At 37.4% G+C, this 16,646-nt stretch carries 13 protein-coding genes and 1 pseudogene; 4 read left to right on the forward strand and 10 right to left on the reverse strand.

Annotated elements, in window-relative coordinates:
* The 3 genes from IGL98_RS10740 to IGL98_RS10750 form a co-directional block, all read right to left on the reverse strand.
* Complete coding sequence (locus tag IGL98_RS10740; RefSeq protein ID WP_206842115.1) at positions 1 to 1,689, reverse strand: RNase J family beta-CASP ribonuclease; 1,689 nt, start codon at positions 1,687 to 1,689, stop codon at positions 1 to 3.
* Positions 1,690 to 1,720: 31 nt separating this feature from the next.
* Positions 1,721 to 2,593: a 4-hydroxy-tetrahydrodipicolinate synthase gene (gene dapA / locus IGL98_RS10745; RefSeq protein WP_206842117.1), complete on the reverse strand. Its 873-nt coding sequence runs from the start codon at positions 2,591 to 2,593 to the stop codon at positions 1,721 to 1,723.
* Between the two features lie 267 nt (positions 2,594 to 2,860).
* Complete coding sequence (locus IGL98_RS10750; RefSeq protein WP_206842119.1) at positions 2,861 to 3,916, reverse strand: aspartate-semialdehyde dehydrogenase; 1,056 nt, start codon at positions 3,914 to 3,916, stop codon at positions 2,861 to 2,863.
* A gap of 332 nt (positions 3,917 to 4,248) precedes the next feature.
* On the opposite strand from IGL98_RS10750, the gene IGL98_RS10755 reads away from it, so the two are divergent.
* On the forward strand, positions 4,249 to 5,895 hold the full coding sequence (locus IGL98_RS10755) for an alpha-keto acid decarboxylase family protein (protein ID WP_206911507.1): 1,647 nt from the start codon (positions 4,249 to 4,251) through the stop codon (positions 5,893 to 5,895).
* Positions 5,896 to 5,987: 92 nt separating this feature from the next.
* On the forward strand, positions 5,988 to 6,446 hold the full coding sequence (locus IGL98_RS10760; protein WP_010771832.1) for an S-ribosylhomocysteine lyase: 459 nt from the start codon (positions 5,988 to 5,990) through the stop codon (positions 6,444 to 6,446).
* Between the two features lie 45 nt (positions 6,447 to 6,491).
* Here IGL98_RS10760 and IGL98_RS10765 read toward each other — a convergent pair.
* Positions 6,492 to 7,310: pseudogene (locus IGL98_RS10765) on the reverse strand (ZIP family metal transporter).
* A gap of 159 nt (positions 7,311 to 7,469) precedes the next feature.
* Here IGL98_RS10765 and spxB point away from each other — a divergent pair.
* On the forward strand, positions 7,470 to 9,197 hold the full coding sequence (gene spxB, locus IGL98_RS10770; RefSeq protein ID WP_206911506.1) for a pyruvate oxidase: 1,728 nt from the start codon (positions 7,470 to 7,472) through the stop codon (positions 9,195 to 9,197).
* A gap of 44 nt (positions 9,198 to 9,241) precedes the next feature.
* On the opposite strand, the gene IGL98_RS10775 is transcribed toward spxB, so the two are convergent.
* From IGL98_RS10775 to IGL98_RS10785, 3 genes are all read right to left on the reverse strand, one after another.
* Entirely contained in the window at positions 9,242 to 9,496 is a 255-nt protein-coding gene (locus tag IGL98_RS10775; protein ID WP_010760943.1) for a CsbD family protein, read from the reverse strand.
* A gap of 98 nt (positions 9,497 to 9,594) precedes the next feature.
* The gene (locus IGL98_RS10780; RefSeq protein ID WP_206842125.1) at positions 9,595 to 10,194 is read right to left on the reverse strand and encodes an alpha/beta hydrolase; all 600 of its coding nucleotides are present in this window, start codon (positions 10,192 to 10,194) and stop codon (positions 9,595 to 9,597) included.
* A gap of 118 nt (positions 10,195 to 10,312) precedes the next feature.
* Positions 10,313 to 11,254 carry a helix-turn-helix transcriptional regulator gene (locus IGL98_RS10785; protein WP_206842129.1) on the reverse strand — a complete coding sequence of 314 codons (942 nt, stop codon included), beginning with the start codon at positions 11,252 to 11,254 and terminating at the stop codon, positions 10,313 to 10,315.
* Between the two features lie 84 nt (positions 11,255 to 11,338).
* Here IGL98_RS10785 and IGL98_RS10790 point away from each other — a divergent pair, with 84 nt between their 5' ends.
* Positions 11,339 to 11,782 carry a VOC family protein gene (locus IGL98_RS10790; protein WP_206842133.1) on the forward strand — a complete coding sequence of 148 codons (444 nt, stop codon included), beginning with the start codon at positions 11,339 to 11,341 and terminating at the stop codon, positions 11,780 to 11,782.
* A 67-nt stretch (positions 11,783 to 11,849) separates the two neighbouring features.
* On the opposite strand, the gene scrK is transcribed toward IGL98_RS10790, so the two are convergent.
* The 3 genes from scrK to IGL98_RS10805 all read right to left on the reverse strand — a co-directional run bounded on the left by scrK (position 11,850) and on the right by IGL98_RS10805 (position 16,614).
* Entirely contained in the window at positions 11,850 to 12,725 is an 876-nt protein-coding gene (scrK, locus tag IGL98_RS10795) for a fructokinase ScrK (RefSeq protein WP_206842137.1), read from the reverse strand.
* Positions 12,726 to 12,754: 29 nt separating this feature from the next.
* Positions 12,755 to 13,795 carry an aldose epimerase family protein gene (locus tag IGL98_RS10800; protein WP_206842180.1) on the reverse strand — a complete coding sequence of 347 codons (1,041 nt, stop codon included), beginning with the start codon at positions 13,793 to 13,795 and terminating at the stop codon, positions 12,755 to 12,757.
* A 188-nt stretch (positions 13,796 to 13,983) separates the two neighbouring features.
* On the reverse strand, positions 13,984 to 16,614 hold the full coding sequence (locus IGL98_RS10805) for an HAD-IC family P-type ATPase (RefSeq protein WP_206911505.1): 2,631 nt from the start codon (positions 16,612 to 16,614) through the stop codon (positions 13,984 to 13,986).
* Positions 16,615 to 16,646: the final 32 nt, after the last annotated feature.

The following is a 16,646-nucleotide window of genomic DNA, read 5'->3' on the forward strand; positions in this document are numbered from 1 at the left end:
TTAATTCGCTGCTTTGCGCCCTTTGCGTTGTGTTGCTTCCATAATAACAGGAAGAATCACTGGACGGCGTTTTGTTTGTTCAAATAAGTAACGACTCAATTGTTCACGGATATCTTGTTTTAATTTGCTCCACTCAAAATCGCTACTTTCAAGATGTTTTTCAACGATCTCAGTTACGATATTGCTGCTTTCTTTCATCAAGTCTTTGCTTGTTTTGACATAAACAAAACCTCTTGATGTGATTTTAGCAGGCGAAACGATCCGTTTTTCACGACGATTGATTGTCACAACCGCTACGAAAATACCATCTTCAGATAAAATTCTACGATCGCGAAGCACGATATTTCCGATATCGCCAACACCAATTCCATCGATCATAATATTATCAGCCGTCGTACTACCCGCAACGTTCATTTTCTGTTTACTGTATTCAAGGATATCTCCTCGACCAGTAATAAAAATATTTTTGTAAGGAATACCCAATTCATGTGCTAAATCAGCATGTGCTGCTAATTGACGATACTCACCTTGAATTGGAATAAAGTGTTTTGGTTTCATTAAGTTTAACATCAACTGTAAATCGTTTGGAGTAGCATGACCAGAAACACGCATATTATCAGAGATTTGTTTTACTACACCGCCAGCGCGGTATACGATATCTTCTGTCTTAGCTACGGCTGTCTCCATCGCAGTAGTTGGCGTTGTTGTGATATACACCAAGTCGCCTTCTTTGATTTTGATGACACGATGTGTCCCATTGGCCATTTTTTGTAATGACTTGATTGGTTCACCCATTGTTCCTGTTTCTAAAATCACTAATTGATCTGCTTGATATTTTTTCATATCTTTCACACTAACGATCAAATCTTCACTAGGTAATTTTAGTTTGTCTAGTTTGATAGCTGTATTGATGATTCTTTGGAAATCTTGACCCGTTAAAACAACTTTTCGGTCAGAACGATGTGCTGCATCTAAAATTTGTTGTACACGTTGTAAGTTACTTGCGACGCAAGCCACAATGATTCGGCCTTCCCAGTAACGGATCGTATCGAAGACTTCATCAGCAATCTGCAGCTCAGAAACAACCTGAGTAGGATTTTCTGCATTAGAAGAATCACTCAATAACGCTAAGACTCCTTCGTTACCGATTTCAGCTAAACGACCAAAATCTGTTTGATACATCGGGATCGCGCTTTGGTCAAACTTGAAATCTCCTGTGTAAACGATATTGCCTTCTTTGGTTTTCAAATTGATTCCGATAGAATCTGGAATCGTATGTGTGGTACGGAAAAAACTAATTGTAGCATGTGCAAAATCGATCTCTGTATGCGCATCGACCACATGGAAATCATTAAAATCTTTTGAATCTGCATGATCTCCTACGTTTAATTTTGCTAACTCGATTGTTAATTCAGTACCGAATACTGGTACATGAACTTTAGATAAAAGGTATGGTAATGCTCCGATTGCATCGGCATGACCATGTGTTAAGAAAATTCCTGCAACACGGTCGATATTTTCCACCAAATACGTAAAATCGGGAATCACCACATCAATTCCTAATAGCTCATTTTCTGGATATTTTAATCCACAATCCAGTACAAAAATTTCATCTTCCACTTCTGCGATGTACATATTTTTACCATTTTCACGAACGCCGCCTAAGGGAACGATTTTTATTGTACTCACTCATTTCACCTCTCTATATTCTCATACCGAATCAAAGATCCAGTATGCTTAAAATTTTCGCTTTTTCTTCAGATGTACATGATACAAGAGGTAAACGCAAATCACCAACGGAAATGCCCATTTGATTCAACACAGCTTTTACTGGAGCTGGAGACGGTACTGAGAATAATGCATTCATCTTCGGTAACAACTGACGTTGAATGCCTGCAGCTTTTTTGATTTCTCCATTATCCAGTGCTTGGAACATTTCGTACATTTCAGTACCAAACACTTGGCTGGCAACTGAAATTACCCCTTGTCCGCCTATCGCTTTTATTGAAAAAGCTAAGGAGTCTTCTCCAGTATACACTAAAAAGTCTTTTGGCGCCTTCTCTACTAACTCGGTCAACGCATCTAAACCAAAACATTCTTTGATCGCAATGATATTTTCCAATTCAGCTAAGCGTAAAGTTGTTGCTACATCAAGGCTTGCCACTGTTCTTCCCGGAACATTATATAAAATAATCGGCAAATCACTCGCCTCAGCAATTGCTTTAAAATGTTGATACAATCCTTCTTGATTCGGTTTATTATAATAAGGCACGACTGCCAAACCTGCATCGATTCCTCGAATAGCTGAAAGTTCTTTTACAAACTCAACTGAATCACGTGTATCATTGGTTCCTACACCGCAAATGATCGGCACTCTTCCATCAACTAAGCGGATCACTTCATTAAACAACTCGATTTCTTCATCATGTGTCAGTGTTGGTGATTCCCCTGTCGTTCCGGCTAAAATAATTCCTTCTGTATGATGATCAAGCAAATGTTCAACTAACTGAGGCAGCTTAGCAAAATCGATTGCGCCACTTTCATCAAAAGGTGTGACCATTGCTGTAATTATCGTTGCATTTTCTAAATTCATACTTACTACCTCCTAATTTAAAAGCGTAGCGGGCTCGTCCAGTCTCGACTGAAAAATAGGAAAATATGCTTGTGACGCTTTTTGTCACAGGCAGATTTTATCTTTTTTCCGAGAGACTAGCCCGCGAAGCTAGATAACTCATGGTGACAACATTCCACTCCACTACACCTTATACTTTTCAACATTAGTTCACTTCATTCACTATGTTTCAAACCAAAAGCGAAATGGGTCCATTCAGTCTCGACCGAAAAAAAGTCCACATACTATTTAAACCCTCACCAAATCCATCTCATGCAGTGTTTCTGCAATTTGAACGGAATTCCATGCAGCACCTTTTAATAAATTATCAGAAACGACCCACATATGGTATCCCTTGTCAATATCGATATCTTGACGAATTCTTCCTACAAACGTTTCTTTGCGATCAATACTCGCTAAAGCTTGCGGATAAATTTGCTGACTTGGATCATCTTGTAAAATAGCTCCTGGAGCTTTTGCAATCAAGTCTTTAATCTTACTAACGTCAGAGCCCTCTTCTTTAACCTCAATGTAAACCGATTCAGAATGACCAGATAATACAGGAATACGGACACATGTCGCAACGACTTTGATACTGTCATCTTCCATGATTTTCTTTGTCTCATTAATCATTTTCCATTCTTCATACGTATAATCCGCCTCCGCAAAGACGTCAATCTGAGGTAACGCGTTGAACGCGATTGGATAGTGTTTTTTGTCACCACCAGATGGCAAAATATTGGCTTCTAATTTGTCTGCAGGTGTACCATTGATATACGCCAACGCTTGTGTTTTCAGTTCTTCCATCGCATTGATTCCTGCTCCGCTGACGGCTTGATAAGTAGAAACAATCAAACGGTCCAAACCATAAGCTTGTCTGATTGGCTCAAGTGCTACCATCATTTGGATCGTCGAACAATTTGGATTGGCAATGATTCCTTTATGGCGTTTCAGTGCTTCTGGATTGACTTCTGGCACCACTAAAGGGACTTCTGGATCCATTCTGAAATGACTTGTATTATCGACAACAACTGCTCCGCGTTTAACTGCTTCTGGGGCGTATTGTTTTGAAATATTTCCACCAGCGCTGAATAAAGCGATATCTATACCTATAAATGACTCAGGTACTAACTCTTCAACTACAAGGGTTTGCCCCTTAAACGTTACTTCTTTTCCCGCAGAACGTTTTGAAGCTAAAAGTTTTACCTGATTCATTGGTAATGATGTTTCTTCCAACATTTCGATCATTTTAGTGCCAACCGCACCGGTTGCGCCTACCACGGCAACATTATATTTTTTTTTCATACTTATTGATCTCCTCTCAAATTCCTGAAGAAAGTTGCTTTTACTATTTTACCATAATATTGCCTTTTACTACATAGGAAGTAAAATGATTTTGCTTTAATTTTGTCAAAAAAGAAAAAGAAAATTTGGAATCATAACATTTCAAATTGATTTTTAATGATGTTCTTATGATTCGAGCATCATAGTCGACTAATTTTTTTCGCAGTTTTATACTTGCTCTGCGACTTATTTTTGTCGGCTTCATACTTGTATTGTCTTTGACGGGAAATATTTTATCTTTTCCTGTCAAAGCTGGACGAGCCCGCAACGCTTTTAATTTAGGAGGATGTTCAATGTACACCATATCAGATTATTTACTAGATCGTTTAAAAGAATTAGGAATTGATGAAGTATTCGGCGTTCCTGGAGATTATAATTTACAATTTTTAGACCATATCACAGCCAGAGAAGACCTTGAATGGGTCGGTAATGCGAATGAATTGAACGCTGCTTATATGGCTGACGGCTATGCGCGTACTAAAGGAATTTCTGCTTTTGTGACAACATTTGGCGTAGGAGAATTAAGTGCTGTCAATGGCTTAGCAGGTAGCTATGCGGAAAATGTCCCTGTTATTGAAATTATCGGTTCACCAACAACAACTATTCAAAAAAATAAAAAACTGGTTCATCATACGTTAGGCGATGGTGATTTTCTACGCTTTGAAAAAATGCATGAAGAAGTAACAGCAGCAATTGCTCATTTAACGGCTGTAAATGCCACATCTGAAATTGACCGTGTACTGAATGTTGCCATGACTGAAAAACGTCCAGTTTATATTAACTTACCAATCGATATCGCTGAATTAGAAATAACCAAACCCAATAAACCTTTAAAACAAACGACAGAAAAATTAACAGATGTTGAAGCGTCTATTTTAACTAAAGTTGAACAAGCATTACAACAAGCTGAAAGCCCAGTTATCATTGCTGGACATGAAATCTTAAGTTATCATATAGAACACGAATTAATCGAGTTCATCCAAAAATTTAATTTGCCAATCACTACTTTACCATTAGGAAAAGGTGCGTTTAATGAAGAAGATTCACATTATCTAGGAACATACACAGGCTCACCAACTGAAGAACCGATGAAAAGCCGTGTTGATAATGCTGATTTAGTTTTACTTTTAGGAGCAAAATTGACAGATTCAGCAACATCTGGCTTTAGTTTTGGCTTTACAGTCAAACAAATGATCTCTATTGGATCCACAGAGGTCAAATTTTATGGAAAAAAATATGAAACAATTCAGCTAGATCGTTTTGTTTCTGCACTGTCAACTCTCACTTTTTCTAGATTTACAGGTGAAATAACTCCCGTAAAACGTAGGTCAAACACAGAAATAAAAGATGAAAAACTAATCCAAAAACGTTTCTGGGAAATGGTGGAAGCTTTTCTGTTACCAGGAGATACTATCGTTGGCGAACAAGGAACCTCTTTCTTTGGACTGACGAATGTTCCACTAAAAAAAGACATGCATTTTATCGGCCAGCCCTTATGGGGATCGATCGGTTATACTTTCCCTTCTACTTTGGGTAGCCAAATCGCGAATAAAGACAGCCGTCATCTGTTGTTTATAGGAGATGGTTCATTGCAACTGACTGTTCAAGAATTAGGAACTGCTATCAGAGAAAAACTTACGCCGATTGTTTTTGTCATCAACAATAACGGGTATACTGTTGAACGGGAAATTCATGGCGCTACAGAGCAATACAATGATATTCCTATGTGGGATTATCAAAAACTACCACTAGTCTTTGGCGGAACGAGCCAAACTGTTGCAACTTACAAAGTCACTACAGAAGTTGAATTAAATGACGCGATGACGTCTGCTAGAAAAGATACTGAACGATTACAATGGATCGAAGTAGTGATGGATCAAGAGGATGCGCCAGAGCTATTGAAAAAATTAGCTAAGATTTTTGCAAAACAAAATTCATAAAAATGTTACTGTTACAACGCAATCTATTGACTTTACAATGTATTTTGTTATAGTTAATAGCGACATTTACTTAATCTGAAGGAGTGAATAATATGGCACGCGTTGAAAGTTTTGAATTAGACCACAATACAGTTAAAGCCCCTTATGTTCGTTTAGCGGGTACTGAAAAAAATGGTGAAGCATTGATCGAAAAATATGATCTTCGTTTCTTACAACCAAATGAAGATGAATTGCCAACAGCTGCAGTTCATACATTAGAACATTTATTAGCAGTGAACTTACGCGATCATTTGGAAGGAATCATCGATATTTCTCCTATGGGTTGCCGTACTGGCTTTTACATGATCATGTGGAATGAACATTCTCCAAAAGAAATTCGTGATGCTTTAGTGAAAGTCTTGAACTTTATTGCTGAAACTGATTTTGTTCCTGCTGTTTCTGCTAAAGAATGTGGAAATTATAAAGATCATTCTTTATTTTCTGCGCAAGAATATGCGAAGATCGTCTTAGAAAAAGGAATCAGTTTAGATCCTTTTGAGCGAGTTTTATAATAAAAAGGAACCAAGTCTGGATATTCAGACTTGGTCCTTTTTTATTTATCCTAAAGCAACATCCAAAATCATCATAATAATAAACCCAAGCATCACACCGAAAACGGCAAAATGTCGTTTACTCGTCACTGTTTGCTGCGCTTCTGGAATCAATTCTTCGACAACCACATAAATCATCGCACCTGCAGCAAAAGCCAAAGCATATGGCAATAGCAATGTGACTTTGGTCACTAAGACTGCTCCAATGATCCCGGCGATTGGTTCGACGATTCCTGAAGCTTGCCCATAAAGAAAGGCTTTTTTGCGGCTTAAATTTTCTTGTCTTAATGGAATCGACACTGCAGCACCTTCTGGAAAATTCTGTATCCCTATCCCTAACGCTACAGAAATTGCTGCTAATACCGCTTTTTGCGGATCATCTGCTGAATTTGCTGCGCCAAACGCCACTCCTACTGCTAAACCTTCTGGAATATTATGTAAGGTAATAGAAAAAACTAATAAAATCGTCCTTTTTAAGTGACTTGGTAAGCCTTCTTTTTCATGATTTGGCCCAAAATGCATGTGAGGCAAGGTTTTATCCGCAACATACAAAAATAACCCACCTAGGCCAAAACCACAACTAACGACAAGCCAAGCAATGCTCCCATTTTCTTCTGCCTATTTGATTGCTGGATCTAGCAACGACCAAAAACTTGCGGCAATCATCACACCTGATGCAAAACCAAGCATCATATTTAGAACATCCTTTTTGATTTCCTTGAAAAAGAAAACCAAGCCAGCCCCCAAAGCTGTCATAAAATAAGTAAAACCCGTCCCTACTAACGCTTGCTGCCAAGCTTCTAAAGATAACAGCCATTTAGTAATTACAAACACCCCATCTTTCCAAAATAGTTTTCTTAGCCTAACTTTATCATACTGATGATTTTATGACCACGCCTAAAGTAAAAAATGCTTTCAGTTGGTACAAAAATTTAGAAAGAGTATACTTAATATCGAAATAAATATAGAAATGGAGTGAGGTAAATGACAGAAACAATCAATGCCGCTATCGCAATGATCAAAGTATTGGAAAGTTGGGATATCGACCATATTTATGGAATTCCCGGCGGATCTTTCAACTCCACCATGGATGCCTTATACAAAGAAAGAGAAAACATCAATTATATTCAAGTTCGTCATGAAGAAGTAGGTGCTTTAGCTGCGGCCGCAGATGCTAAATTGACTGGAAAAATCGGGGTAGCTTTCGGCTCCGCCGGCCCTGGTGCTACTCATTTGATCAATGGATTGTATGATGCTCAAATGGATCATGTTCCTGTCTTGGCTCTCTTAGGTCAAGTCGCTACAAATTCGATGAACTACAACTCCTTCCAAGAATTAAACGAAAACCCAATGTTCGCTGATGTCAGTGTCTACAACCGAACGGTTATGACGCCTGAAAGTCTCCCGCATGTCGTGGATGAAGCAATCAAAGCAGCCTATAAAAACAAAGGTGTTGCAGTTGTAACGATTCCAGTCGATTTCGGAACAAAAGAGATTCCTGTACAAGAGTTTTCCACCGCGAAGAGTCATCGAAAAGGGTTGATCATGCCGAATTACGATGACCTTAAAAAAGCGATTCCTCTGATCGAAACGGCCGAAAAACCTACTCTCTATATTGGGCAAGGCACGCGCAATGCTTGGCCTGAAATCAAAGCATTCTCAGAACACTTTTCAATGCCTGTTATTTCAGCTGTTTTAGGAAAAGGAATTGTTCCTGACGCTTATGAAAATTTCCTTGGTTTTGCAGCTCGTGTCGCAACAAAACCGGCCAATGAAGCTTTAGCAGAAACTGATTTGATCATATTTGTTGGTAGTGATTTTCCTTTTGCAGCATATTTCTTTAATCCTGATGCTAAATTTATTCAAATCGATATTGATTCAACAAAGTTAGGTCGCCGACACAAAACGGAAGTTGCGATTTTAGGGGATGCCAAAGAAGCCTTAAAACGATTGGTTGAATTGGGAGAATATCGGCCAGCTGATAGATGGTTAAAAGCGAATCAAAAAAATAAAGAAAATTGGATCGCATGGTTAAGAAGCTTCGATGATAAAGCGGATAAAACACTTCGCGTAGAACCTGTCTTCAAAGAAATCCGTAGAATAGCAGATAAGGAAGCAATTTTTGTAACAGATGTCGGTAATACAACCGTTCATGCCATTCGTCTTTTGGATATGAACGGCAAACAGAAATTCACAACTTCCGGTTGGTTTGCTACGATGGGCAACGGCATACCAGGTGGAATCGCTGCCCAACTTAGCTATCCTGATCGTCAAGTATTCACTTTAAGTGGCGATGGAGCATTTGCCATGGTCATGCAAGATATCATCACCCAAGTAAAATACAAACTACCTATTATCAATGTTGTTTTTTCAAATGACTCTTTTGGTTTTATTGAAGCAGAACAAGAAGATAGTGAGCAAAAGAAATTTGGGGTCTATTTAGAAGGCGCCGATTTCGGTAAAGCTAGTGAAGCGCTTGGCGCCCAAGGATTTACTATTACAGAATACAGCCAATTAGAGCCAGCTTTTGAAGCCGCTAAACCTAGTGAGCGCCCTGTTGTGATCGATGTGAAAATTAGAAATACTCGACCATTGCCTGTTGAGGAACTGGTTTTAGATCCTGAGAAATTTAGTGAAGACAAAATCAATGCCTTTAAAGAAAAATATGAAGTTCATGATATGCCTGTTTTGAAAGAGCTATTGAAACATTAAAAAAACAGCAGATGCGCAAAATTCGCATCTGCTGTTTTCATATTTTATTTATCGTCATGTTTATGGAATTTTTCTTTGATATCTTCAAAACCTTCTTTGATTTTGTCGCCTAATTTTTCAGCGCCATCTTTGATATCATCACCGGCATCACGAGCTTTGTCTTTTACATCGCCAAAAGCTGATTGCGCTTTGCCTTCAAGTTCTTTACCTTTATCATCTGTTACTTTACCTTGAACTTCTTTAGCTGTTCCTTCAACTTTGTCTTTTGCATCATTTACGCGTCCATTTAAATCTGCCATGTGAAAATCCCTCCTAGTTAATTTATATTACATAACTAGGATAGCATCATTTTAAACTTGCTACAAACGATTCGCTTTGTTTTTTATCAACGAATTATTTAGCGCCCACTCAACCATTGTTTTGCTTGATTGATTTCGTCCATGGTTATTTGATGACCTGAATTAGTCGTCGTAATTGTAACTGCTGCTTGGCGATTTTTTAATTGTTGAACTAGCTGATTTGAAGCTTCCTTTGAAACAATAGGATCATTTTCACTCACAGACAACCACAGACCCTTATCAGAAAGTGGAAAATCTTGGGTATCGACACCTAAAGACATTGGGTGAAACAAAATAGCATGCTTGATAGCGGTCTTACGTTCCAACAACATGTGTGCCGCAATATTAGCACCGTTTGAATAACCAACAATAACCCATTCTTCTAACGGTATACCTTTTTCTTCACTAACTGATGTGATTGATTGGAGCAGGCGGTCACTTTCTTCTTCTAGACTAACTAAGTCAAATTGATTCAACCCGTTTCGCTTAAAAAAGCGATTCATCCCTGATTCTTGAATTGTTCCGCGAAATGAAAGTAACGTAGCCTCTTCATCCAAGAAACGAGCAATGTCGAGCAATGATGTTTCGTCTCCTCCAGTACCATGAAGTAATAGTAATTTTTTGCCATTTGGCGCACCTTTTTCAAATAGATAATGCATTTTTTTCCTCCCTTTTTCATTGTTTTTAGGACGAAAAATTATCCATCCAACACACTTACTTTTTGTAAGTTATGTTCATTTTAACATCTTTTATGTTAGTTGTCACTTTTACAAAATGCTATAACTGACTCAAGTAATCAGCAAGGGATGCCGCTTTTTTTGACAGACTTGCATTTAATTGAGTCGGCTCTATTTGTATAATTGATTTTCCAAACCGAAGCAAGTAATTCGTAATAAATTCTTCCTCGGTTGTATGGTAGTACCCGCTAATCAAATAATTTTCTTCAGATACTTGGATTGACATTGAAGGGTAGTTTTCCTTAGAAAAAATATCTTTGCCCTTTTCATCGACTTTGATTGAAAATGACGTTAGTTGTTCCTTTTGATAAAACGTTTCAGCTTTTTCTAATAGCATTTCAAGTGGTAGTGAATCTTGACGGTTTTCTTCTTCTAGTGACTCAATTTTATCGCAACGAATAACACGAATTTGTTGGGTTTCAATCGTCCAAATTCTAGCATACCATTGGCCAAACTTAGAAGAAAGCTGAATAAATTGAGCCTTGATGGACACTTTTCCTTGTTTTTTTGCATACTGAATGTTAAAGATCTTTTCATGAAGGATTCCTTCAACGATTTCTTTTAAATACTGACTGACATTGCTGTGATTGACTTGCTCAAGTGTAATGATTTTACGCATTAATAAAAGTTTTTGTTGTAACTTCTCTGGCAGAACCTGACTATATTTTAATTCAAGTGTACTGCTTTCCATGTTGAAAGGTGTAGAGCGATAACCTTTTAACGTTAACAAAGCAAAATAAAGCGCATAAATTTCACCTTCTGTAAATAAACCTGGAGCCACTATCCGAGTATCCAACAGTTGATATTTACCATATCTTCCAAGTTCAGAGTAAATCGGTAGACCAATTTCTTCAAGTGACTGTATATCTCTCAGCGCTGTACTTTTTGAAATGTTATATCGATCGATCAATTCTTTTAAATTAAAACTATTTTTATTGGCTAAAAAAAGAATCATATCATTGATGCGTTCTGCTTTTTTCATAACTCCTCCTAAAAGTATCATGTTTTGACACCTTTAAACAGTATACTAAAGGTGAAAAGAAAATAAAAGAAATGAGGAATTCATATGACTTTAGAAATTGCAGTATTTTTATCCATGAATGGACGTGCTGGGGAGGCTTTGGCGTTTTATAAAAAACATTTAAGTGCAGAAGAGCTACTTGTTGTGACCTATGAAGACATGGCCAAAAGAGATGACAGTTTCCTAGTGACAGAAGAAAATAAACAGTTCATTTCCCATTCAGTTTTACAAATTGGTCAAACGAAACTAATGATTGCAGAAGATTCAATGGATCCAACCCAATCATTTAAAATAGGTACTAACTTTTCTTTGTGTATTCAAAGTGCTGATTTAGTCGAGATTGAAACTTTTTATTCCAATCTAACATCAGATGATCGTGTCAAAATCATTGTACCGTTGAATCAAAATGTTTTCAGTGGGGCTTACGGGATTGTAGAGGATCCTTTTGGGGTGCAAATTCAGTTGATGCATGATGAACGCTTAAAATAAATCCTATCTTTATCTATTAATAAAAAATAAGCAATCAAGAACATTTTTCATCCTGATTGCTTATTTTTTAGTCGTTTTCTAATTCTTTTCTAGCTAATGCTAAACACCCAATCGTTCCTGGATCATCCTCTAACTTAGGTGTCACAAGATAATCTTTTAATGGTGGTGTTTTCACGTAACCGTTGATCAGCTTTTCAAATTCACGATGGACTTTAACTAACATGTAGCGTTGCTTCATTACTCCCCCACCAAAAATTATTACATCTGGCGCAAGCATTAATGTGGTATTATAAGCTGCTTGTGCAATATAATATGCTTCGATATCCCAAATTAAATCTTCTTCTGATAGATCCTGCCCTTTTTTTCCAGCTCTTTTTTCAATCGCAGGTCCTGCTGCCATACCTTCTAAGCAATCGCTATGAAATGGACAGCTCCCTTTAAATTTATCATCTGAATGTCTTTTTACAATCATATGGCCCATTTCTGGATGACTGAACCCTTCAATAAAATGACCATCTTGGATAGCACCAGCGCCAACACCTGTACCAATCGTATAATAAACACAACTGGAAGACCCCTTGCCATTTCCAGAAACATATTCTCCGTAAGCTGCAGCATTTACATCTGTTGTAAATGCGATAGGAAGATCAAATTCTTTTTTCATCGCCCCAACAAAATCATAATCCTGCCAAGCTAATTTAGGTGTCGAGGTAATATGTCCATAAGTTGGTGAACCTTTATGGATATCGATTGGTCCAAACGAGCCAATGCCAATCGCTTTTAAGTTGTATTTTTTGAAAAAACCAATCACTAGAGCCATTGTTTCTTCTGGCGTAGTGGTGGGAAAACTAACTCTTTCAATAATTTTTAACTCGTCATTTCCGACACCACACACAAATTTTGTACCGCCAGCTTCAATGCTACCTAATAATTTTTCCGTCATTCATACCACTCCCGCATGATTATTTTTGATCAATTGATTTTGTAAATTGTTCGACTTTGATAAATTGTCTCTGGATATAAAATAATATCGCCAAATCCATCGAATTCAACAGCTCCTGGACTGACTTGCGTTTCTAATGTTAGTCCACCATGATTGACTAATTTCTCCCCTCGAACCTCTGGACCCATTTCTCCAAATTGTGCTGTGAAAATAACCACTGCCGGTCGATCAGTATACATCTCAACAGAAAGATCTTTTTTGGGTGCAGTAATAATTGCTTGGGGCTGATCAAAGCCCGTACGATTTAATATAAATGGATGATCCAAACCATCGACCAAGTTATTTTGCTCATAACGTGTCTCAAATACTTGATTCATACTCTTTGATTCTCTAAAATCAAAAGGTGTCTCATCAACTGAGCGTAATACACCTGTAACAGTTGTATCACTGTCGACTACTGCAAATCGGTCAGCATCTACAAATAATTCATGCTCACCAACTGGTTGTGTGACATCCCCTGTCAAATTAAAATAAACATGATTTGTTGGGTTATATAACGTTGGTTGATCTGTTTCAGCTTGATAGTCAACGATCCATTCATTTTCGTTTGTTAAGGAGTAGATTACACGAGCTTTTAATTCTCCTGGAAAACCATGTTCTCCATCAGGACTCATATAAGAAAATATAACAGAAACTTGATTACTTTTTTCTTCTATTTCCGCTTCCCAGATTTTTGCCTCAAAACTTTCCGCCCCTCCATGCAAGGTATGACCATTTTCAGGAGATACTGGTAATTGGTACTTGTGATTATCAATTGAAAATGAACCGTCTTTGATTCTTCCAGCAACACGACCAATCGTTGCGCCAAAATACATGTCTTTAGACAGATATTCCTCGGCAGTTTCAAATCCCAATACAATATTCCGCTTTTCTCCGTTAACTGGCACGATCAAATCAACGATTCTAGCTCCTAGGTTCGTGACATTCATTGTCAACCCATTGTCGTTCGTAAGCGAATACAAAATAGCATTTTCTCCAAATTTTTGATTACTGATTTTCAATACTTTCATCTCTCTTCCGTTTGAAATCGATTGTTCAATTGAGTAAGCTAACACTATTTTATCATTTTTTGCAGCATTTTTTTCTCTAAACTTCAATTTAGGCTACTTTTGTTTATATTTACAATTTTTTTGTCAAGTTGCACTTAACAAAAACGAGGTATTCCGTTTTTTCTAAACAGAATACCTCCATAATTCTTTTAATTTTTTTTCAGGTTTCGAGTAATTAGTTTTTCAAGTTCTACGACTACAAATACAACAAGCCCTGAAAGTAATGCTAATTTGATATATGGCCAACCTATAGCTGCTGTCCCTAATGCTAGGTGCATGATCGGCGTGTAAGTCAACAATGCTTGTAAAATAATTAAAACGAGCAGAGATAACCATAATACTTTATTTGAGAGGATACTTTTATTGATCGAAAACTTATAAATTTCCCGACAATTGATCATATAAAAAACTTGACCAAACACGATGGTGGTAATCAATGTCGTTTGCATAACAGCTTCAGATGCATTGCGCCCTTCTAAAAATCCATTAACTAAAAAACCTAGGGCTGCTAATAAGAGTGACACATAAACGATACGGAAAACAGCATATCGATCTAAAATATTTTCCTTAGGATTACGAGGAGGTTGATCCATTCCATTTTTTGCTAACGGTTCAAATCCTAAAGCAAATGACAATGTAATAGTCGTCACCATATTCAGCCACAAAATTTGTACAGAAGTCAAAGGTAACGGTCTATCTAATAATAAGGAAACCACCACTAATAACCCTTGTGCAAACGCCGTTGGTAAAGAAAAATAAATTGTTTTTTTCAAGTTTTCGTAAACTCTTCTACCTTCTTTGATCGCTAAGGTGATAGTCGCAAAATTATCATCTGCCAAGACCATATCCGCTGCGTCTTTAGTCACTTCAGTTCCTTTGATTCCCATAGCAATACCAATATCTGCTTGTTTAAGAGCTGGTGCATCATTGACACCATCCCCAGTCATTCCGACGATTTGTCCATTTTTTTGGATTGCATGGACCAAGCGCAGTTTATGCTCTGGTGTCGTTCTAGCATAAACATCATTTGTTAAGACCACTTTCGCCAATTCATCATCGCTTAGTTGTTCAATATCTTTTCCTACCAATGCATTTTCATAATTCTCAAGCCCAATTTCTTTGGCGATCGCTACCGCAGTATCCTTATGATCCCCAGTAATCATTTTTACTGAAACACCTGCTTTGCGACTGATACGAACTGCTTCAATTGCTTCTTTTTTTGGCGGATCGATAATTCCAAATAAACCTGCAAGTACCATCCCATTTTGCAAATCTTCATGCGCAAGTGTTGTCTGTTCTTTCGTTACTTCTTTAAACGCAGCAGCTAAAATCCTTTGACCTTTTGTTGCTTGTTGACTGATTTTTTGTTGCCAATAAGGTTCATTAAACCCTTCTGATTTTTCATCTGCTAATTGATATTCAACCATATTTAATAATACATCTGGTGCTCCTTTTAAATAAATATAACGCTTATCTTGAATTTCGACTAATGTCGCCATGTATTTATAAGATGAATCAAAAGGAATCTTGCTGATATCATGTTCTTCTTCCACAAGAGCTGTATGATTTGCCCAATCAAGTAACGCACCTTCTGTAGGATTCCCGATCACTTCTCGTACACCATTTTTATATGTGATTTTTGTATCATTACAATACAAAGCAATTTCCGCCATTTTTCGTAAATTTTCATTTTTTTCGACTTGGCGAATAGAATCTGATTCTGCATTATTAGTTGTTGTATCGATTGTTTCTTTTGACGTGACTAGTGCTACAACTTCCATCTCATTTTTTGTTAGAGTTCCTGTTTTATCCGAGCAAATCACGCCCATACTTCCTAACGTTTCAACAGCTGGCATTTTCTTGATAATAGCATGCTGACGTGCCATTCGTGTTACCCCAACGGACAAAATAATGGACAAAACGGCTGGCAATCCTTCTGGAACAGCCGAAACAGCTAAAGCAATCATAGAAGATAGTAATTCACCTGCCGACAATTCTCGGAAAAACAAACTAAACAAAACTAGAAAGATGATCAAGCCCATTAAAAATATAAAAATCTGTTTATTTAATTGTTTCATTTTTTTGATCAAAGGTGTTTCATTACTTCCCACACTTTTCAAATGCTGATTGATCTTACCAATCTCAGTTTGATCCCCGATTTGTACAACGATCCCAATACCTGCACCGCTATTGACCAATGTACCGGAATAGGCCATATTTGTATGATCACCTAGATCCGCTTCTTCATCAAGTGTAAGCGTACTTTTCTCAACAGGCGTTGATTCACCAGTTAAAATGGCTTCATCGATTACTAAATTATACGCTTCGATCACTCTAAGGTCTGCTGGAACAATATCGCCTGGACTTAAATAGACAATATCTCCTGGAACTAAAGATTCTGCTTTAACAGTTTCTTTTTCACCATCTACTAAAACGACTGCATCTGAGCTCATCATTGATGAAAGACTTTCCAAAGAATCTGTCGCTTTTGCTTCTTGAACATAGCCAATAACTGCATTTATGATCACCACAAACAATATAATTGCCATATCAACAAAATCACCACTGATGCCTTTTAATACAGCCGATACAAGCAGCACATAAATCAATAAATCGTGAAAATGATGAAAAAACTTTTGTAATTTACTTGCTTCTTTTTCTTTTGAAAGAGTGTTACTGTCTTCTTCTTGTTTCTCTTTTCTTTGCGTTCTATCGAGCCCATTTGAACCAGACTGTAATGCTGTTAGCACTTGTTCTGGTGTCATTTTATACCATATCATAACGACTCCTCCTCAATAGTTAGCTCATACTT

This window comes from Enterococcus sp. DIV0840 (genome assembly GCF_050527835.1).
Classification (GTDB): domain Bacteria; phylum Bacillota; class Bacilli; order Lactobacillales; family Enterococcaceae; genus Enterococcus_L; species Enterococcus_L ureasiticus.